This is a genomic window from Rhodococcoides corynebacterioides NBRC 14404 (assembly GCF_001894765.1).
GTDB lineage: Bacteria > Actinomycetota > Actinomycetes > Mycobacteriales > Mycobacteriaceae > Rhodococcoides > Rhodococcoides corynebacterioides.
Genome location: NZ_BCWV01000003.1, coordinates 386,118 through 405,437, shown reverse-complemented (window position 1 = coordinate 405,437; position 19,320 = coordinate 386,118). Strand labels below are relative to the sequence as shown.

General features: G+C 68.6%; 16 protein-coding genes. 12 read left to right on the top strand and 4 right to left on the bottom strand.

Going from position 1 to position 19,320, the window contains the following annotated elements; genetic code table 11:
• Positions 1 to 14 precede the first annotated feature (14 nt).
• Positions 15 to 404: a 50S ribosomal protein L7/L12 gene (rplL, locus tag RC2_RS07110; protein ID WP_068099504.1), complete on the top strand. Its 390-nt coding sequence runs from the start codon at positions 15 to 17 to the stop codon at positions 402 to 404.
• 93 nt (positions 405 to 497) lie between these two features.
• Here the strand turns inward: rplL and RC2_RS07105 are convergent, their stop codons facing one another.
• On the bottom strand, positions 498 to 1,682 hold the full coding sequence (locus tag RC2_RS07105; protein ID WP_245811011.1) for an acyl-CoA dehydrogenase family protein: 1,185 nt from the start codon (positions 1,680 to 1,682) through the stop codon (positions 498 to 500).
• Positions 1,683 to 2,068: 386 nt separating this feature from the next.
• On the opposite strand from RC2_RS07105, the gene RC2_RS07100 reads away from it, so the two are divergent.
• Both RC2_RS07100 and RC2_RS07095 read left to right on the top strand, forming a co-directional pair.
• Positions 2,069 to 3,361, top strand: coding sequence for an aminotransferase class I/II-fold pyridoxal phosphate-dependent enzyme (locus RC2_RS07100; RefSeq protein WP_068146038.1), 1,293 nt, complete (start codon positions 2,069 to 2,071; stop codon positions 3,359 to 3,361).
• Positions 3,358 to 3,903, top strand: coding sequence for a DUF2505 domain-containing protein (locus tag RC2_RS07095; RefSeq protein ID WP_068146041.1), 546 nt, complete (start codon positions 3,358 to 3,360; stop codon positions 3,901 to 3,903). The genes RC2_RS07100 and RC2_RS07095 overlap by 4 nt, the downstream gene beginning before the upstream one ends.
• On the opposite strand, the gene RC2_RS07090 is transcribed toward RC2_RS07095, so the two are convergent.
• The 3 genes from RC2_RS07090 to RC2_RS07080 are packed head-to-tail and all read right to left on the bottom strand — an operon-like array spanning position 3,833 to position 8,711.
• A complete protein-coding gene (locus tag RC2_RS07090; RefSeq protein WP_068146043.1) occupies positions 3,833 to 5,485 on the bottom strand; it encodes an NAD-dependent epimerase/dehydratase family protein in 1,653 nt (550 codons plus the stop codon). The two genes, RC2_RS07095 and RC2_RS07090, sit on opposite strands and share 71 nt — an antisense overlap.
• A complete protein-coding gene (locus tag RC2_RS07085; RefSeq protein ID WP_068146045.1) occupies positions 5,482 to 7,074 on the bottom strand; it encodes an MFS transporter in 1,593 nt (530 codons plus the stop codon). The genes RC2_RS07090 and RC2_RS07085 overlap by 4 nt, the downstream gene beginning before the upstream one ends.
• A complete protein-coding gene (locus RC2_RS07080; protein WP_068146049.1) occupies positions 7,071 to 8,711 on the bottom strand; it encodes an MFS transporter in 1,641 nt (546 codons plus the stop codon). Before RC2_RS07080 ends, RC2_RS07085 begins: the two co-directional genes overlap by 4 nt.
• 416 nt (positions 8,712 to 9,127) lie before the next feature.
• Between RC2_RS07080 and RC2_RS07075 the strand changes: the two genes are divergently transcribed.
• From RC2_RS07075 to RC2_RS07035, 9 genes are read left to right on the top strand one after another with little or no spacing between them, the layout of a single operon-like run.
• Positions 9,128 to 10,396: an ABC transporter ATP-binding protein gene (locus tag RC2_RS07075; RefSeq protein ID WP_174552304.1), complete on the top strand. Its 1,269-nt coding sequence runs from the start codon at positions 9,128 to 9,130 to the stop codon at positions 10,394 to 10,396.
• An 8-nt stretch (positions 10,397 to 10,404) separates the two neighbouring features.
• Positions 10,405 to 11,199, top strand: a complete 795-nt coding sequence (locus RC2_RS07070; RefSeq protein ID WP_068146051.1) for an MlaE family ABC transporter permease — start codon at positions 10,405 to 10,407, stop codon at positions 11,197 to 11,199.
• A 1-nt stretch (position 11,200) separates the two neighbouring features.
• Positions 11,201 to 12,061: an MlaE family ABC transporter permease gene (locus tag RC2_RS07065; protein WP_068146054.1), complete on the top strand. Its 861-nt coding sequence runs from the start codon at positions 11,201 to 11,203 to the stop codon at positions 12,059 to 12,061.
• On the top strand, positions 12,058 to 13,386 hold the full coding sequence (locus RC2_RS07060; protein WP_068146057.1) for an MCE family protein: 1,329 nt from the start codon (positions 12,058 to 12,060) through the stop codon (positions 13,384 to 13,386). The genes RC2_RS07065 and RC2_RS07060 overlap by 4 nt, the downstream gene beginning before the upstream one ends.
• Positions 13,383 to 14,447: an MCE family protein gene (locus tag RC2_RS07055; protein ID WP_068146059.1), complete on the top strand. Its 1,065-nt coding sequence runs from the start codon at positions 13,383 to 13,385 to the stop codon at positions 14,445 to 14,447. The genes RC2_RS07060 and RC2_RS07055 overlap by 4 nt, the downstream gene beginning before the upstream one ends.
• Positions 14,447 to 15,469 carry an MCE family protein gene (locus tag RC2_RS07050; protein ID WP_068146061.1) on the top strand — a complete coding sequence of 341 codons (1,023 nt, stop codon included), beginning with the start codon at positions 14,447 to 14,449 and terminating at the stop codon, positions 15,467 to 15,469. Before RC2_RS07055 ends, RC2_RS07050 begins: the two co-directional genes overlap by 1 nt.
• Positions 15,470 to 15,495: 26 nt before the next feature.
• Positions 15,496 to 16,740 carry an MCE family protein gene (locus tag RC2_RS07045; protein ID WP_072681327.1) on the top strand — a complete coding sequence of 415 codons (1,245 nt, stop codon included), beginning with the start codon at positions 15,496 to 15,498 and terminating at the stop codon, positions 16,738 to 16,740.
• Between the two features lie 2 nt (positions 16,741 to 16,742).
• Positions 16,743 to 18,038: an MCE family protein gene (locus tag RC2_RS07040; RefSeq protein ID WP_068146131.1), complete on the top strand. Its 1,296-nt coding sequence runs from the start codon at positions 16,743 to 16,745 to the stop codon at positions 18,036 to 18,038.
• Positions 18,035 to 19,285, top strand: coding sequence for an MCE family protein (locus RC2_RS07035; protein WP_068146063.1), 1,251 nt, complete (start codon positions 18,035 to 18,037; stop codon positions 19,283 to 19,285). The genes RC2_RS07040 and RC2_RS07035 overlap by 4 nt, the downstream gene beginning before the upstream one ends.
• Positions 19,286 to 19,320: the final 35 nt, after the last annotated feature.

Genomic DNA, 19,320 nt, shown 5'->3' with positions numbered 1-19,320 from the left:
GAAGGACGCCCCCAATGGCGAAGCTCAGCACCGAAGAATTGCTCGACCAGTTCAAGGAGCTCACCCTCCTCGAGCTCAGCGAGTTCGTGAAGGCATTCGAGGAGACCTTCGAGGTCACCGCCGCTGCCCCGGTCGCCGTTGCCGCTGCCGGTGCCCCGGCTGCCGGTGGCGCCGAGGCTGCCGAGGAGCAGGACGAGTTCGACGTCGTCCTCGACTCGGCCGGCGACAAGAAGATCCAGGTCATCAAGGTCGTCCGCGAGGTCGTCTCCGGCCTGGGCCTGAAGGAAGCCAAGGACCTCGTCGAGAGCGCCCCGAAGGCGATCCTGGAGAAGGTCGACAAGGCTGCCGCCGACGCCGCCAAGGAGAAGCTCGAGGCTGCCGGCGCGAAGATCTCCCTCAAGTGATCTGAGTTCCCCGCGAACCGACAGCGGCCGCATCCCTTTCGGGGTGCGGCCGCTGTTCGCGTTCGGAGGGGTCGGGCCAGGGTCAGGCCGGAATCAGGCCAGTGAGAACGCCTCGCCGCGGTGGTACGCGGCCAGCGAGGCCTCGGTCTCCCGGATCGACGGCGGGTGGAACGCGAACGCCGAGACCACGGACTGCAGGTACGCGATGTCCGGGTCGGTGATGAACGCGATGCCGCCCAGTGCGGTGACGGCGGCGTCGACCGCCCGGCGCAGGGCGCCGCGGAGGGCGATGCGGCAGAACAGCAGTCGCGCCGAGATGTCGGCACCCTTCTCGCCGCGGTCGAGGGCCGCGGCGACCGCTTCGAGTGCCGCCATGGCGGATTCGAGTTCGGCCGCCGCGGTGGTGTAGACGCCGTCGCTCACCTTCGGGTGGCCGACGAGCCGCTCCACCAGGGCCGTCGCGGCCCCGACGTAGCCGGCGGACGCCAGGATGCCGAACCACAGGAACCCGGTCAGCTCGTGCTGCCCGTCGGGATCGTCGAGCGCACCGATCATCGTGAGCGCCACCGGGATGCGAACGTCCTCGAGCACCACCTCCTCGCTCTCGGCGCCCGCGAGAATCGGGGTCGTCCAGAACGGCCGCACGGACACCCCGGGCATGGTCGCCGGGACGAGGGCGACGGCCTTGCGCGTCTTTCCCCCCTTCTTCTCGCGGGTGGCGACACTGGCGGCGAGGAAGTCCATGGACTTCGACAGGCTGCAGGGCTTCTTGCTGCCGTTGATGACGTAGTCGCCGTCGTCGTAGTAGGCGTCGACCGACGGCACGAGGGTAGAACCGACCCCCTCGGCGAAACCGGAGGCGATGACGGCCTTCTGCTCGATGAGCCCGGCCACGAGCGGGAGTTCCTCCTCCGGCCCGGCCTTCGCGATCTCGACGATGGTGGCCAGCGACAGGTGGTGCATGGTCACCGCGGCTGCCAGTGACGGCGACGACGCCCCGATGGCGCGATGGATGTCCATGGCGTCGACGGCGCTCGCGCCCAGTCCGCCGAGCGACTCGGGGGCGATGAGACCGCAGCCGCCGGCGTCCTTGAAGACCGCCACCGCGTCGTGCCCCGGCGACTCGAGGACGGCGAGCGGCGTCGCCTCGAGGTAGTCCGCCAGGGCCGGCAGATAACGGCGCAGGGTGGCGCGCTCGCGCGACGCGAGTCGGGAGGCGGTGGGCTCGTGAGTGGGTCCGGTGGTGGAAGTGGACCGTTCCTCGGCAGTGATGGACACTGTGGGACCTTTCGTCGGAGATGTCCGGAATGCGGCCTCCCGCTACGTCGTCCGGCGGTGTCGGTGCAGAGCGGTGTCGGTGCGGAGGCGAGGCTCGGGTCGTGGCACGACGGCGGAGCGCACCGTTCGGAGTATCGGCCCGTCACCCTCCACCGACGGGGTCTGTCGCCCGACGCTGGTGCTTCTCCAATCACGGGACCGACTGTTGACCACATGTCACACCGGTCTCCTCGTGTTCCGGCACAACGACTTCCGTAACCTGGAACGGTAAGCGCAACAGCGGTTGAGGCAGGGGCGCTCGGTGCGAATCGACGCCGACCCACCTCTGCCGCCAGTGCGCCGGCGGGCTCCGCCGGACCTTCCCACCGACCTGTTCGGGGTGACACATGAGTTCACAGGCTCTGCTCGATCGCATCCGGCACGACAAGCGCATCTGGGCGCACCGGGTGCTCACCAAGCACGATCAGAACCCGTTCTTCCGGGTCATAAAGTCGGTCAACGCGCCGGTCGTCGACGTCGAGAACCGGTCGGTGATCATGATGGGCTCCAACAACTATCTGGGCCTCGCCGATCATCCCGAGGTGCGTGCGGGCGCCGCGGCGGCACTGGAGCGCTACGGTGCCACCGTCACCGGGAGTCGGTTGCTCAACGGCACGATCACGCTGCACACCGAGCTCGAGGAGGAGCTGGCCGACTGGCACGGCACCGATCAGGCTCTGGTGTTCACCACCGGGTACCAGGCCAACCTCGGCGGCATCAGTGCCCTGGTCGGAGTCGGGGACACCGTCGTGGTGGACTCGGCCGCCCACGCGTCCATCTACGACGCCTGCCGGCTCTCGCGGGCGACGGTCCGTGCGTTCCGGCACAACCGGGTGGACCTGTTGGAGGACAAGCTCTCTCGCTCCACCGGTGTGGTGCTGGTGGTCGTCGACGGGCTGTACTCGATGCACGGTGACCTGGCACCGTTGGACGAGATCGCGGCCGTGTGCGAGAAGTACGATGCCGCCCTGTTCGTCGACGAGGCGCACAGTGTCGCGGTCATGGGGCCGGACCTGACCGGTGCGGCCGGACTGTTCGGTGCGGCGGACGACATCGACGCTCGAATGGGGTGCCTGTCCAAGGGATTGGGTTCGTCGGGCGGCTTCGTCGCGGGGTCCAAGGACATCGTCGATGCCATGCGCGTCCATGCGCGGACGTTCCTGTTCACCACGGCCGGGGTGCCCGCCGCACTGGGCGCCGCCCTCGCCGCGATCCGCCTGATGCGCACGGACGAGGGCGCCGAGCGATCCCGCCGCACCCTGGCCAACGCCCGGTACCTGCACGACGGGCTGCGGGCCGCGGGGGTCGACGTCGGCGCGCCCAGCCCCTTGCCCGACGGGTCGGATCTGGTGTCCCCGATCGTCGCCGTCAACGTGCGGGACGATCTGAAGACGGTCAACACATGGCGAACCCTCTGGGACGCCGGGGTGTTCGCCTCGGCCGCGATGTTCCCGGCGGTCCCGCACGACGGCGCCATCCTGCGCCTGTGCGTGCAGGCGGACCACACCACCGTTCACCTCGATCGCGTGATCGAGGAGGTCGGCAAGGTTCTCGGCGACGGATCCGACCACGCGGAGGGCCGGGCGGCACCGGACGAGGTCGGCGCGGCCCTCGCGAGCCCGGTTCCGGTGAGCGCGTGACGCTCTCGATCGACCAGTGCACCGAGTACCCGTGCTCCGCCGAGCTCCTGCACGCCACGCTGACCGACGAGACGTACTGGTCCGACCGCGTGCGTGACATCGGCAGCGGCAGCAGGGTGGTTCGGCACGAGGTGACGGCGGACCTGACGACGTCGGAGGTGGATCAGACGCTCGACCCGGACGCGATGCCCAAGGGCGTCCGCCGACTGGTGGGCAGCACGATGTCCGCTCGCTGCACGGAGCGGTGGCGCCCGATCCGCCCCGACGGGTCGGCCGTCGGGGACTATCGGCTGGTCACCGCCGGGGTGCCGGTCGTCATGGCCGGTGACCTCGCACTGGAGCCGCGAGGCGAGCATTCCTGCGCGCTGATCTTTCGCGGCACGGTCGAGGCCACCATGCCCGTGGTGGGCCCCGTGCTGGAGAAGATGATGGCCGGCGACGTCGACCGTGGGTTCTCGGCCGAGCGCGAGTTCACGATGCGGTGGCTCGTCGCGCAGGGGACGGTGCCGCCGACCGCGTCCGCGCAGTCACGGCGCGGCTGACCGCCTCGAGAATCCGGCGCTGGCCGTCGCCCGTGCGGGCGGTAGCCCGCCGCGGCAGTCGAAGGGTGCGGACGCGCCCGAGGCGGTCGTCCGGTCGGACGTCCCCCGACCGGCGCATCGGCCGACGAAATCCACTGCGCGCCCGCAGAAGTCCGTCGTCGCCGGGCACCGCCGAGAGGCTGTCGCGCCGGGAGCCGCGCCGGTGACGCACCACTGTCACCTCGTCGGCGGCGTACTCGGCGCAGACCGCGGCGAGGGCCTCGCGCACGGCCCGGCGGCCGGCACGACCTCGACGTCCGGTGCTCAGGCCGTGTCCGGGCAGGTCCACCAGCACGGCGGTGGCGCCGGACTCGGCGACGGCCCGGCCGAGGGCGGTGAGGTAGCGAGCGTGCAGTCCCCGCGGCGCGGGCAGGATCACCACGGTGTCGGCCCCGGTGCCGGGGTCGGCGTGGTGGATCTCGACGTGCACCGATCCGGTCGGGGTGTCGATCTGCCGGTGTTCGCACCGCTCGAGTCCGGTGTCGAGGTGGCGCAGGAGGTCGGCCGCAGCAGGGTCGGTCTCGGCCCACGCCCGCGTCCGCGTCGTCGCGGCCTGCAACGCCGACTCGCACACCACGGCGCGCCGCGGCGCGTGTCGGCGCGTGACCACGGGCCGACCGGCCAACAGAATCATCACCGCGGCCGCCTCCGCGGAGCTCATGCTCGGGGCCCAGCCCGTGCGCCGTTCGAGGGCGGAGGAGTCCACCGCGGCCTCACCCGAGGAGATCCAGTGTCCCGAGAACGGCAGCAGGCGTAGGGCGTACGCGACGTCGACCGCGGTGCGCAACAGCCGCAGCGGGACGTTCAGCACCACCTGACCTTGCATCGCGCCGAGGTCCGCGACGCTGAGCCAATCCCGTGGACCGAGGTTCCAGGGCCCGTCGAGACGGGCGTGGACGGCCCGGTGGAACGCGTCCGCCATGTCGTCCTGGTGCAGGAACTGATAGTGCGATCGGCGCGGATCGGGGAACGCGACCACCGACTGGGTCAGGGTGTCGATGCCGTCGTTGGCGAAGTGGGACCCCACGATGTAGGTGGGACGCAGCAGGGCGATGCTCATCTCGCCGGGGTGGCGTCGCAGCCACCATTCGACGTAGTGCTCGACCTCGGCCTTGTCGAAGAAGTAGTACCGGCTCGGGTCCGCGGTGGGGAACTCGTCCTCCGTCACCGGCACGGGCAGGTCCTCGCGGCCGTACGCGCTGACACTCGACGCGACCACCATGGACCGGACGCCGGCGCGGTGGGCGCACTCCACCGTGTTGCGGGTGCCCTCGATGTTGACCTCGTGGATGGCTGCCTTGTCCCGCTGCTCCTCCACCACGAACGCCAGGTGGATCACCACGTCGCAGCCGGTGAAGATCGTCGTCAGCTCGGGTGAGCGGATGTCGGCCGAGACGGAGCGGAGCTTGGGATGGTGCACCCGCGGCGCCCGGCGTCCGAGCCCGACGACGGCGGTGACGGCGGGGTCGTCGAGCAGCACCGGGAGCATTGCCGCGGCGAAATCGCTGGTCGCGCCGGTGACCGCGACGGTGAGCCCGCTCATGCTTCCTCCGCCTCGTCGGTGCGCAGCACGCCGGAGGTCCGGTGCGACCGGGGGAGCCCGACGGCGACCACCACCGCGCACACCGCGACGGCGGCTGCGGCGACGTGGGAGGCCACGCGTGCGCCATCCATCGCGGCCTCTTTCATGGTCAGTACCAACGCATCTCGTGCAGGAACCAGGATGCTCGGCAGGTCGTACTCCTGCAGCGCGGTGACGGAGAGGAAGCTCGAGTCCACGTACTCGCGGTCGCGGTCGGAGATGACGGTCGCGGGGACCTCCGCGACGACGGGCCGGACCGCCGCGTTGTAGTACGACGCGGTGATGGAGCCGAGGACGGCCACCCCCAGGGTGCCCCCGAGTTCACGGGTGGTGTCGTTGACCGCCGAGCCGGCGCCGGCTTCGGAGACGGGCACCGCCGACATGATGGATTCCGTTGCGGGACCCTGGATCACGGCGATGCCGACGGCGAGCACCACCATGGTGGGCAGGAGCAGTCCGACGTAGGACGAGTCGACGTCGACCTGTCCGGCCAGGACCATGCCGATCGAGACGAGGATCAGGCCGGTCACCACGACGGGCATGGTGCCGACCCGTTGTGCGAGGGCCGTGGCGAGTGGTGCGCTGACGGCCAGGGCGAGGGCGAACGGGATGGTGGCCACGCCGAACTCGAGCGCGCTGTAGCCCCGGACTCCCTGGAAGTACTGGGTGGTGAGGAAGACGTACCCGAACATGGAGAAGTAGGCCACCGAGATGGCCAGGGCCGGCATGGCGAACGGCGGGAGACGGAACAGCCGCACGTCGAGAATCGGCGTGGCCGTGCGCAATTGACGGGCGACGAAGAGTGCGAGCAGAACCGCGGCGATCGCCGCGCCGCCGAGGGTGTGGGCGGACAGCCACCCGTGGGTCGGGGCCTCGATCAGCGAGTACACCATCAGCGTGATGCCGGCGAACGAGAGCGCGACGCCCGGCACGTCCAGCGGACCGGTTTCGGGCGCACGGGATTCCGGCACGGCCGCCACGATGCCGACGACGGCGATCACGGCGATGGGCACGTTCACCCAGAAGACGGCGTGCCACGAGAAGTGCTCGACGATGTACCCGCCGGACACCGGGCCGATCGCGATGGCGATGCCCGCCACGGATGCCCAGGTCCCGATGGCCACGGCACGCCGGGCCGGGTCGCGGAAGATGTCGATGATGACCGCGAGGGTCGCGGGCAGCGCGGCGGCCGCGAACACTCCCATGAGGGCGCGCGAGACGATCAGCTGCGGCAGGCTCTCGGCGACCGCGCCGATCATCGACGTGGCGGCCAGGCCGACGACGCCGATCAGCAGCATGCGTCGGCGGCCGATGCGGTCGGTGATGTTGCCGAACGCGAGCAAGAGGCCGCAGAAGGTGAGGATGTAGGCGTCGACCACCCATTGCAGGCCGGTGAAGCCGGCGCGCAACTCCTCGCTGATGTCCGGGAGCGCGACGTTGACGACGGTGTTGTCGAGCACGACCAGCAGCTCGACGAAACAGATGACGACGAAGGCCGCGGTGCGGCGGCCGGACGACAGACCCGCGGCCGAGGACACGACGGCCGTCATCGGTCGGACTCGGATCGGGATCGGGATCGGGTGGGGGACGCGGAGCGCGGCTCGGTCCGGTCCGGCGCCTCCGGCGCCAGCATCCCGGTGGTCCGATAGCTCGCGGGAAAGTTCAGCGCCACCACGACGGCGCAGACGAAGACGGCGCCCGCCGCGACGTACGCGGCGATCGAGGAGCCGCGCAGAGCGGCCTCCTTCATCTCGGTGATCAGTTGTGCGCGTTGCGGTTCGAACAGGCTGGGGAGTTCGCGGGCGCGGATCTCGGACACGCTGAGGACGCTCGCCTGCGCGTAGGCCTTCTCCGTCTCGGTCATGATCGCGCTCGGGATCGCGTCGACGAGCGGTCGGACGGTGGAGACGTAGTAGCTGGCCACGAGCGAGCCGAGCACCGCGACGCCGAGCGTGCCACCGATCTCGCGGGTGGTGTCGTTGACCGCTGCACCGGCGCCCGCTTCGTCCAGGGGGAGCGAGGACATGATGGATTCGGTGGCGGGACCCTGGATCACGGCGATGCCGACGGCCAGGAGCAACATCGCCGGCAGTACGAGGCCGAGATAGGAACTGTCGATCTCGACCTGCGCCGCCACGACCAGGCCGGCGCCGATCAGGACCAGGCCGGTGACCAGGACCGGCATGGTCCCGACCTTCTGGGCGATCACGGTGGCCGTGGGCGACGAGATCGCCAGCGCCGCGGCGAACGGCAGGGTGGCGATGCCGAAGTCGAGCGGGCTGTACTCGCGAATGCCCTGGAAGTACTGCGTGATGAGGAACAGGAACCCGAACAGGCTGAAGAAGCCGATCGCGATGGACACCGCGGGCCAGGCGAACGGCTTGATGCGGAAGAGCGTGACGTCGAGGACCGGGGCGGCCACGCGGCGCTGCCTGCGGACGAAGGCCCAGAGCAGCGCCGCCGCGACGAGCGCGCCGCCGAGGGTGGCGGGCGAGGTCCAGCCGAAGTTCGGCGCCTCGATGACCACGAAGACCAGCAGGGTCACGCCGGCGATGGACAGCAGTACGCCCGGCACGTCCAGCTTGCCGGGGTTCGCGGCCTTCGACTCGGGCACGACGAGAGCGACCAGCACCACGGCGATCAGCGCGACGGGGACGTTGAGCCAGAACACCGAGTGCCACGAGAAGTGCTCGAGCAGGAAACCGCCGGACACCGGGCCGATCGCGACCGCGACGCCGGCGATCGACGACCAGGCGCCGATGGCGAGGGCGCGTTCCTTCGGCAACGGGAACAGGTTCGTGATGACGGCGAGGGTGGCCGGCAGCACCATCGCCGCGAACACTCCCATCACGGCCCGCGAGGTGAGGACGTCGCCGAGGCCGTCCGCGGTCGCGCCGACGATCGACGACGCCCCGAGTCCGGCGAGTCCGATCAGCAGGAACAGCCGACGGCCGTAGCGGTCGCCGAGGTTGCCGAACGCGAGCAGCAGGCCCGAGAACGTCAGCGTGTAGGCGTCGACCACCCACTGCAGCCCGGAGATGCCCGCCGAGAGCTCGACGCCGATGGACGGCAGTGCGACGTTGATGATCGTCATGTCCAGCACGATCAGCAGCTCCGCCAGACAGATCACGCCGAAGGCCGAGAGTTGGCGGCGGCGGCTCGGCGCCGCACTCGTCACGTCGGTCATCGATCCTCCGGGTCGGGGCAGGGGTCGGATGCCGGCCCGGGCTCGGGGAGCCGACGGTGGCCAACGCTAGGACGGGGTGCGCGGCAGAGGGAGTCTTCGCGGGGGCTCTCACCCATGTCGGTGGGAGGTCACTGCGCCGACGGCCCCGACCCGTGACCGTCTACGACCGGTCTGTTGCGAACGCTCACCAATTTCGTGCGCGTCGTGTCTGTTCGCCCGTGCAACGGCCGTTCATCGGGCAGACTTCGACGACGGAACCACGGCCGCGTCGGGGGGCGGGTTACCGATCGGTAAGGTGCGTGGTCGTTGCGGCCACTTCGGTGGGTTAGAGTGACGCGACGCACACACACAGATGTCGGTGAAGCATGGGTCGGCGCGCCTGCGTCGTGTGCGACGAGCAGTGGGAGGGTCCAACGGTGGGTGTCGAGGTTTCGGTCGAGGGATTGACCAAGTCGTTCGGTGTTCAGAAGATCTGGCAGGACGTCACGCTGACTCTGCCGACCGGCGAGGTGAGCGCGCTGCTCGGGCCGTCGGGTACGGGCAAGTCGGTCTTCCTGAAGTCGCTCATCGGCCTGCTGCGCCCGGAAGAGGGCAGCATCGTCGTCGACGGCACCGACATCATGGAGTGCTCCTCGAAGGAGCTCTACGAGATCCGCAAGCTGTTCGGCGTGCTCTTCCAGGACGGCGCCCTGTTCGGATCCATGAACCTGTACGACAACACGGCCTTCCCGCTTCGTGAACACACGAAGAAGAAGGAAGACGAGATCCGCAAGATCGTCATGGAGAAGCTGGAGCTGGTCGGTCTGACCGGTGCGGAGAACAAGCTCCCCGGCGAGATCTCCGGCGGTATGCGCAAGCGCGCGGGCCTGGCCCGCGCCCTCGTCCTGGATCCCGAGATCATCCTGGTCGACGAGCCGGACTCCGGCCTCGATCCGGTGCGCACCACGTACATCAGCCAGTTGCTGCTCAACATCAACGCGCAGATCGACGCGACGATGCTGATCGTCACGCACAACATCAACCTGGCGCGCACGGTGCCGGACAACATCGGCATGCTCTTCCGCAAGAACCTCGTCATGTTCGGCCCGCGCGAGGTGCTCCTCACCTCCGAGGAGCCCGCCGTCAAGCAGTTCCTCAACGGGACCATGATCGGCCCGATCGGCATGAGCGAGGAGAAGGACGAGGCGCAGATGCGCCAGGAGCAGGCGCTCTCGGACGCCGGCCACAACCTCGGTGGCGTCGAGGACGTCGAGGGCATCATGCCGCAGATGGACCCGACGCCCGGCATGCCGCGTCGTCAGGCCGTCGACCGTCGCCGCGAGCGCGTGCGCAGCATCATGCACACGCTGCCCGAGAACGCGCAGCACGCCATCCAGCAGAGCCTGGACGAGGCCGACGGGGAGCGTCAGCCCGCCTACGCCGGTGCCGACGGTCGGCAGGGCGGCGACGAGCACGGTGGCTACGAGCAGGGCGGCTACCAGCAGAGCGGTTACCAGCAGGGTGGGTACGAGGGGGGTGGCTACCAGCAGGGTGGCCACGACGGGGGCGGCTACCAGCAGGGTGGCTACGACCAGGGCGGATGGTCCAACGACGACGCCCCGACCGAGCAGCGCGGTTACCAGGGCTGGAACGAGCCCGAGCCGCGTGATCGGTACGATTCCCCGACCGACCGTCCCCGAGGCTGAGACGACATATGGCGAAGACCACCAACCCGATCGCACGATCGGGCACTGCCGCGCTGACCCAGGCAGGCAACATCGTCGAACTACTCGTCGACGTGGCCAGGAACACTTTCCGGCGGCCGTTCCAGTTCCGGGAATTCATCGAGCAGGCGTGGTTCATCGCGAGCGTCACCATCCTGCCGACGGCGCTGGTGGCGATCCCGTTCGGCGCCGTGGTCTCGCTCCAGACGGGGTCGCTGATCAAGCAGCTCGGCGCGGAGTCCTTCACGGGTGCCGCCAGCGTGCTCGCGGTGGTCCAGCAGGGCAGTCCGATCGTGGTCGCCCTGCTCATCGCCGGCGCGGCGGGGTCCGCGGTGACCGCGGACCTCGGTTCGCGGACCATTCGTGAGGAGATCGACGCCATGCGCGTGCTGGGCATCGACCCGGTGCAGCGGCTGGTGGTGCCCCGCGTGCTCGCGATGATCCTGGTGGCCCTCCTGCTCAACGGCCTGGTCTCCGTCATCGGCATCGCCGGCGGGTACTTCTTCAACGTGATCCTCCAGGACGGCACCCCGGGTGCCTACCTGGCGTCCTTCGGCACCCTGGCGCAGCTGCCGGATCTCTGGGTCGGCGAGCTGAAGGCCGTCGTGTTCGGCCTGATCGCGGGTGTGATCGCGTCCTACAAGGGACTGCATCCCAATCCCGGACCCAAGGGTGTGGGCGAGGCGGTCAACCAGACCGTGGTCATCACCTTCCTCATCCTGTTCTTCGCGAACCTCATCATGACCCTGGTCTACCTCCAGGTCGTTCCGGCCAAGGGAGCCTGAGATGACCATCGCGCGCGGTCGCGGCGACCGCACTCTCCTCAAGCTGCGCAGCGCAGCGGGCGCCCCGCTGGGGATGCTCGATCGCGCCGGCGAGCAGATGTCCTTCTACGGCCGCGCCATCGGCTGGATTCCGCGCACCGTCGTGCACTACAAGAAGGAGACGCTGCGGCTGCTCGCCGAGGTCACCTTCGGTACGGGCGCGCTGGCGGTCATCGGCGGCACGATCGGCGTCATCCTCATGATGAGCGGCTTCACCGGCGTCGTGGTCGGACTGCAGGGCTTCGCGGCCCTCGAGCAGCTCGGCTCCCAGGTGCTCACCGGCTTCCTCTCGGCGTACGTCAACACCCGCGAGATCGCGCCGATCGTGGCGTCCCTGGCGCTGTCCGCGACGGTCGGCTGTGGATTCACCGCCCAGCTCGGAGCCATGCGCATCTCCGAGGAGATCGACGCTCTCGAGGTCATGGCGGTGCCGTCGGTGCCGTTCCTGGTGTCGACGCGCATGATCGCCGGCTTCATCGCCGTCATCCCGCTCTACATCGTCGGCCTGCTGTCGGCGTACCTGGCGTCCCGCCTGGTCTCGACCCTGTTCAACGGTCAGTCGCCGGGCTCGTACGACCATTACTTCTCGCTGTTCCTGCCCCCGGAGGACGTGCTCTACTCCTTCGCCAAGGTGCTGGTCTTCGCGTTCGTGCTCATCATGATCCACTGCTACTACGGCTACACGGCGTCGGGCGGACCGGCCGGAGTGGGTGTGGCCGTGGGTCGGGCGGTGCGCGCCGCGATCGTCACGGTGGCAGTGCTGAACTTCTTCCTGAGCCTCGCCATCTGGGGCACCACGACCACGGTGAGGGTGGCCGGATGAATCACGCCCCGTCCGCGACCAAGCGCAGACTGCTCGGCGTCGGGTTCCTGCTCGTCGTCGTGCTGTTCGTCGGGTGGTCCATCGCCAGCTACCAGAAGACCTTCAAGTCGGTCGTCATGGTCGACCTGGTCACCGACACCGCCGGCAACGCCCTGCCCGCCAATGCCGACGTGAAGGCGCGCGGCATGATCGTCGGCGAGGTGCGCACGACCACCGCCGAGGACGGCCGGGTGGTCTCGCAGATCGCCCTCGAGCCGGACAAGGTCGACATGATTCCGTCGAACACGACGGCCCGCCTGCTGCCGAAGACTCTGTTCGGTGAGCGGTACGTGGCCTTGCAGATCCCGCAGGACGGCGCGTCCGCCACCCCCATCGCGGCGGGCGGGACCATCCAGCAGGACACCAGCGGCAACGCGATCGAGGTCGGGCAACTGCTCGATTCGCTGCTGCCCCTGCTCGACGCCATCCCCCCGCAGGATCTGGCGAACACCCTCGGCGCGCTGTCGCAGGCGCTCGACGGCAAGGGCCAGAAGCTGGGTCTGACGATCGACCGGCTCGAGGAGATCTTCTCCGGTCTGAACACCGAGCTGCCGAACATCCAGGCGGACCTGCGCGGCATCGCCGATCTGTCGCAGACCTACTCCACCGCCGCGCCGGATCTGGTGGATGCGTTGGACGACCTGCGCGTCACGGGCAACACCGTGGTCGAGCGGCAGAGCGACGTCGAGACGCTGCTGGTGTCGGCCACCGCGTCGTCCGGTTCGCTGGCCGATCTGGTGCAGACCAACGCCGAGTCGATCGTCACGGTGGCGGCCGATTCGCGGGAGGCGCTCGAATTGCTCGCCGAGTTCTCGCCGTCGTTCGGGTGCACCTTCACCGAGTTCGTGCGCGTCGCCGACGAGGCCAAGAAGATCCTGTCGGTCGACGCCCCCTACCCGGGTGTCCGTGCGTCGATCAACTTCGTCAATCCCAAGGGGCGGTACATCCCGAACCAGGACGAGCCGAGACTGTTCGACACGCGTGGTCCGTCGTGCTTCGACGACGTCACCACGCCCGGCAAGTTCTTCCCGCAGTACCCGGGCAGCGGTGTGAACGACGGCTCGTACCAGGTGCCGTCCCGCAACCCGGGTCCGGCGATCGATCCGCCGCTGCCGAATCCGCTCGATTCCCCGGTTCCCGCGTCCTACGCCGGATCGGACCTCGAGCGTGACACGTTGGCCGTGGTGTACGGCTCCGGGTCCGGACTGGCGCCGGAGCAGGTGCCGTCCTGGACCACCCTGGTGGGCGCTCCGGCGCTCCGCGGCGCGGAAGTGAGTGTGCGATGAGGGGATTGGCTGCACCGCTGGTCAAGCTGATCATCTTCGCGGTGGTGACCATTCTGGCGACGGCGGCGTTGGCGCTGACCATCGCCAACGGTGCCGGCTCGGGCAACACGAAGTTCTCGGCGATCTTCTCCGACGTCGCCTCGCTGAACGAGGGCGACGAGGTGCGCATCGCCGGCGTGCGAGTCGGCACGGTCGAGAAGATCGAGATCTACGAGCGTGACCGTGCGCGAGTCGATTTCGCGCTGACGCAGCGTGACTGGCTGCCCGCGAGCAGCACGGCGACCATCCGGTACCGCAACCTCATCGGCCAGCGCTACATCGCGCTCGAGGAGGGGTCCGGGAACCAGGGCGAGAAGATCACCAGCGGCGCCACCATTCCGCTCGAGCGGACCCGGCCCGCGGTCAACCTCACCACCCTGTTCAACGGGTTCCGCCCGCTGTTCCAGACCCTGACCGCGGACGACGTCAACAAGTTGAGCTACCAGATCATCCAGGTGTTCCAGGGTGAGTCCGGCACCATCGGAGATCTGGTGCGCGACACCGCATCCCTGACCAACACGGTCGCGGACAAGGATCGCGTGATCGGTGCCGTCATCGACAACCTCAACGGTGTGTTGGACACGGTCAACCGCCACGACAAGGACCTCGACCAGCTGATCGTCAACACGCAGCAGTTGGTGTCCGGGTTGGCTGCCGACCGCGACACGGTGGGCTCGGCGGTCACCTCGCTGGCCGGCCTGACCGACGCGACGGCGGATCTGCTCGAGCCGACCCGGCCGTCGATCCAGTCGTCCATCGCCTCGATCGACCAGCTGTCGACCAAGATCAACAACCGCCAGGCGGACTTCGACGCGATCCTGAAGAACTTCCCCGTGAAGCTGGAGAAGCTCATCCGCGTCGCGAGCTTCGGCTCGTGGTTCCAGTTCTATCTCTGCGGCATCGACATCGTCGCCGGGCCGGGATACGCCCCGCAGTTGAACCTGCCCACCGGCCTGCCGACCATCAATCAGCCGCTCTACACGAACTCCGCGAAACGCTGTGCGGCAGGAGGTATTTCCTGATGGAGTCCCGTCGCAAGCCGGCCGTCGCAGGTGCCCTCGGCATCTTCCTCATCCTGATGGCCACGATGAGCGCGTTCTTCCTGGACTCGCTGCCGATCATCGGCGCGAGCACCAAGTACCGGGCGGACTTCTCCGAGGCTGCCGGCCTGGTGGCGAGCAACGAGGTGCGCATCGCCGGCGTCCGCGTCGGCAAGGTCACCGACGTCTCCCTCGACGGCGACAAGGTCGCGGTGGAGTTCACCGTGGACGACGCGTGGGTGGGCGACAGGACGTCGGCGTCCATCCAGATCAAGACCGTCCTGGGGCAGAAGTACCTCTCGCTCGAACCCAAGGGCGACGAACGACTCAATCCCCGCGACGTGATTCCGATCGAACGGACCACGGCGCCGTACGACGTCATCGACGCGTTCTCCGACGCCGCGCGGACGACGGGTGACATCGACACCACCCAGTTGGCGACGAGCATGGAGACGTTGTCGCAGGCGTTCTCCGAGACGCCGGAGAACATCCGCGCCTCGCTCGACGGCGTGACCCGACTGTCGGAGACCATCGCGTCGCGCGACGACCAGTTGTCGAAGCTCTTCGCCGCTACGAACACGACGACGAAGGTGCTCGCCGATCGCAACCAGGAGTTCACCCGGTTGATCGGGGACGCGTCGGTTCTGGTGCAGGAGCTCAACAATCGGCAGCAGTCGATCTCGCAGCTGCTCATCGGAACCCAGCGCGTCTCGCGTGAACTCACCGGGCTCGTCCGTGACAACGAGGCGCAGATCGGCCCGGCGCTCGCGTCGCTCGGCCAGGTCATCGAGACGCTGCGGACGAACAACGAGAACATCTCCCGCGCCATCGAGATGTACGAGCCGTTCGTGCGGCTGTACACCAACATCGTGGGCAACGGTCGATGGTTCGACCAGGTCATCGTCAACACGTTCCCGCCGGGTCTTCCCGACATTCCGGGCTACCGGGAGCCGATCCGCACGCTGGGTGTGGATCCCGTTCGCAGTCCGGGAGCAGGCCAGTGACCGCCGACCAGGATTCGTCACGTTCGATGTTCACCAAGCGCAGCCTGGGACTGATCGCGGCCGGCGTCGCCGTGGTCGTCCTCGTGGTGTTCGCCCTCTGGTGGGCGTTCACGCGCCTCGGCACGACCACGATCACCACCTATTTCGACAAGTCCGTCGGTGTCTACGAGGGCACCGAGGTGCGGGTGCTCGGCGTGAAGGTCGGCGAGGTGACCAAGGTCGAGGGACTCGGTGACCAGGTGCAGGTCGACCTGCGTGTCGACCGTGGCGTGGACATCCCGGCGACCGCACGGGCGGTGCAGATCGCCCCGTCGGTGGTCGCGGATCGCTACGTCCAGCTCGCGCCGGCCTACACCGGCGGGGACAAGATGCAATCGGGCGCGGTCATCCCGCGTGACCGCACGGCCACCCCGGTCGAGGTCGACGAGCTGTACACGAGCATCGATCAGCTCTCCGAGGCACTCGGCCCCAACGGGGCGAACCGCAACGGCGCCGTCTCCGATCTGGTGACGACGGGTGCGCGCAACCTCGAGGGCAACGGCGAGGCTCTGAACGACACGCTGACCCAGCTGTCCGGCGCCGTCGACACGCTCGATTCCTATCGAGGCGACCTGTTCGGCACGGTCCAGAACCTGCAGACCTTCGTCAGCGCCCTCGCGGCCAACGATCAGCAGGTGCGCGCCTTCAACGAGCAGCTGTCCTCGCTCACCGGCTTCCTGGCGGGCGAGCGGGAGAACCTCTCGCAGGCGCTGCAACAGCTGTCGGTGACCCTCGGCGACGTCGCGGGATTCGTCCGCGACAATCGCGATCAGCTGGGTACCGATCTCGACGCGCTCGCGCCCACCACGCAGTTGCTGGCGGACAACCGGGACAAGCTCGCCGACACTCTGACGCTGCTCCCGTTGGCCGTCGCCAACGTCGCCAACTCGTACAACGCCGAGAACGGCTCCCTGGATGCTCGGTTGATCTTCAACGAACTCCAGGATCCGAAGACGTTCGTGTGCAGTCTGATCGACCTGCAGAAGCTGCGCCCGGGGGATCCGCAGTTCGAGGCGCTCGGTCGGCAGATGCAGCCGATCGTCGACAACTGCGGGACGATCGTCGACCAGGCCGTCGCAGGGGTGAAGACCCCGACACTGGTGCTGCCGTTCGGTCTGCTGTCCGCCGACAACATCCAGCGGAACGTCGAGCCGGGAACGGTGCCGGGCAACCCGTCGCCGCGCCTCGATCTGAACCTGCCCGGACTGTCCATTCCGCAGGAAGGGGAGTGACCGTGCGCGTCACACGTCAACCGACTCGCCGCGCGCGCGGTGTCGTCGTCGCCTCCGGAGTCTGTGTGGTGGCCCTGACCGTCGGGGCCTGCGGGTCCGAGGGTGTCTACGGAATTCCCCTGCCCGGCGGCGCCGACGTGGGTTCCGACCCCGTCCGCCTGACCCTGCAGTTCGACGACGTTCTCGACCTGGTGCCGCAGTCGACCGTCAAGGTCGACGGCGTCGAGGTCGGTCGTGTCACCGACATCTCGGTGCCCGGGGACTCGTGGATCGCGGACGTCCAGGTCGAGGTGAACAGTTCGGTCGATCTGCCGGCCAACGCGACCGCCTCGATCCAGCAGACCAACCTGCTCGGCGAGAAATTCGTGCAGCTGTCGGTTCCCGAGGGGGACGCCGACGAGGCGCGCCTGATCGGCGGCGACACGATTCCGGTCGAGCGCACCCGCCACGCCACCGACATCGAGCAGGTGTTCGGCGCCCTGTCGATGCTGCTCAACGGCGGCGGCGTCGCACAGCTCGCACCGATCGTCAAGGAACTGAACACGGCGACGTCGGGGCGCGAGGATCGACTGCGCTCTCTCATCGAGCAGGCCAACACGCTCATCGGTGGGCTCGAGGAGCAGAAGGGTGACATCACACGCGCCCTCGACGGTCTCGACGTGCTCACCGGAACCCTGAACCAGCAGACCGAGAAGATCGATCGCATCCTCGCGGACCTGCCGGTGGCCACGGAAGTCCTCGAGCAGCAGCGTCCGCAGCTGACCCAGCTGCTCACCCAGCTGGACCGTCTCGGCGAGGTGGGTACCGACGTCATCGAGCGCAGCAAGGACGATCTCATCGCCGACCTGCGCGCACTGCGTCCGACGCTGCAGGAACTGGCGACGTACGGCGACGAGTTGGTCACCGACCTCGCGTTCGTGCCGACGTTCCCGTTCCCGGACGGCGTCGAGAAGATCGCCCAGGGCAACTCGGTGAACCTCTTCATCAGTGCCGATCTGCAGATCGGTAACCAGCTGAGCACCTTCGGCGTCGGCGAGGGGAACCCGATCTACAGCCCGCCGCTGAACGGCGACCCCAAGCCTCGGGTGGATCCGTCCAATCCGTACTACAACGGCAACGGACCGCGACCCGGCTGGCCGACGGTGTCCCTCCTGCCGCTACCGCCGGTGATCCCGTCGCCGACGCCGGCACCGGGTGTTCCGGCCGCGGCGCCGCCGTCGGCGAATCCGCTCGACGGCATTCTCGAACAGTTCGGTATCGGCGCTGCCCCCGGCGCGCAGCCGGGAGGTGGACAGTGAGATCGAAGTTGGTCAGCACCCAGCTGGTCGCGTTCGTGGTGATCGCGCTGCTCGGAATCATCTACGTCGGTGCGAAGTACGTGCGCATCGATCAGCTGCTCGGATTCGGTCAGTACACGGTGACCGGCCAGTTCGCGGACTCCGGTGGCATCTTCCAGAACGCCGAGGTCACCTACCGCGGTATCCCCGTCGGTCGGGTGGGTGCACTGACGCTCACCGAGCAGGGTGTCGACGTCACGTTGAACCTGGAGAAGAACGGCCCGGACATCCCGTCCGACACCGTCGCCGTGGTGGCCAACCGATCCGCGATCGGTGAGCAGTACGTGGATCTGCAGCCGCGCACCGATCAGGGCCCCTACCTCGAGGAAGGGTCCACGATCGCGCAGGCCGACACCTCGACGCCGACTCCGGTCGAGGATCTGCTGCGCAACGTGGACACACTCGCGTCGTCGGTGCCGAAGGACGATCTCCGGACCCTCATCACCGAACTCGGAACAGGGTTCGAGGGCACGGGGACGGCCCTGGCCGGTCTGGTGGATTCCCTCGACACGTTCTCGCAGGACGGACTGAGCAACCTGCCGCAGACGCTGACCCTGATCCGGGACAGCCGTGTGGTGCTGGACACCCAGAGCGAGCAGTCGTCGGCGATCCAGCAGTTCAGCTCCGACCTGGCCCTGGTCACGGCGCAGCTCCGGTCCAACGATCCGGACATCCGCCGGATCATCGACAACGGCATCCCGTTCGCCGACGAGACCAGCGCACTGGTCGCACAGGCCGGTCCGGGGTTGACGAGCAACCTCACCAACCTGGCCGGGGTCAGCGAGGCGCTCAGCCCGCGGACGTTCGCGCTGCGGCCGCTGCTCCAGTTCCTCCCCGCCCTCGCGCAGGGTGCGAACTCGGTCAGCCCGGGCGACGGGACCATCCACTTCGGCATCGCGCTCGAGGTGAACAACCCGCCGTCGTGCACGCAGGGTTACGAGGGCACGCAGGCGATCGTCGACGCCGAATACGCTCGCAATCCCGATTTCGACCCGACGCAGCAGGACTTCCCGATCAACCTGGACGCCAACTGCACGGTGCCGCAGGGCTCGCTCACGGGCGTGCGTGGGGCCAACAGCGTGCGGTTCGCCGATCCGAACATCCCGCAGCCGTGGGACGGCAAGCCGAAGGTGGCGCCGGACCCCATCGACCTCAACCCCATCGCGACGCAGCTGGCGGCGCTGCTGGGTGTGACGGTTCGTCCCTGACGGGTGTCGCTGACACGGGTGGTGGCCACCGGTCC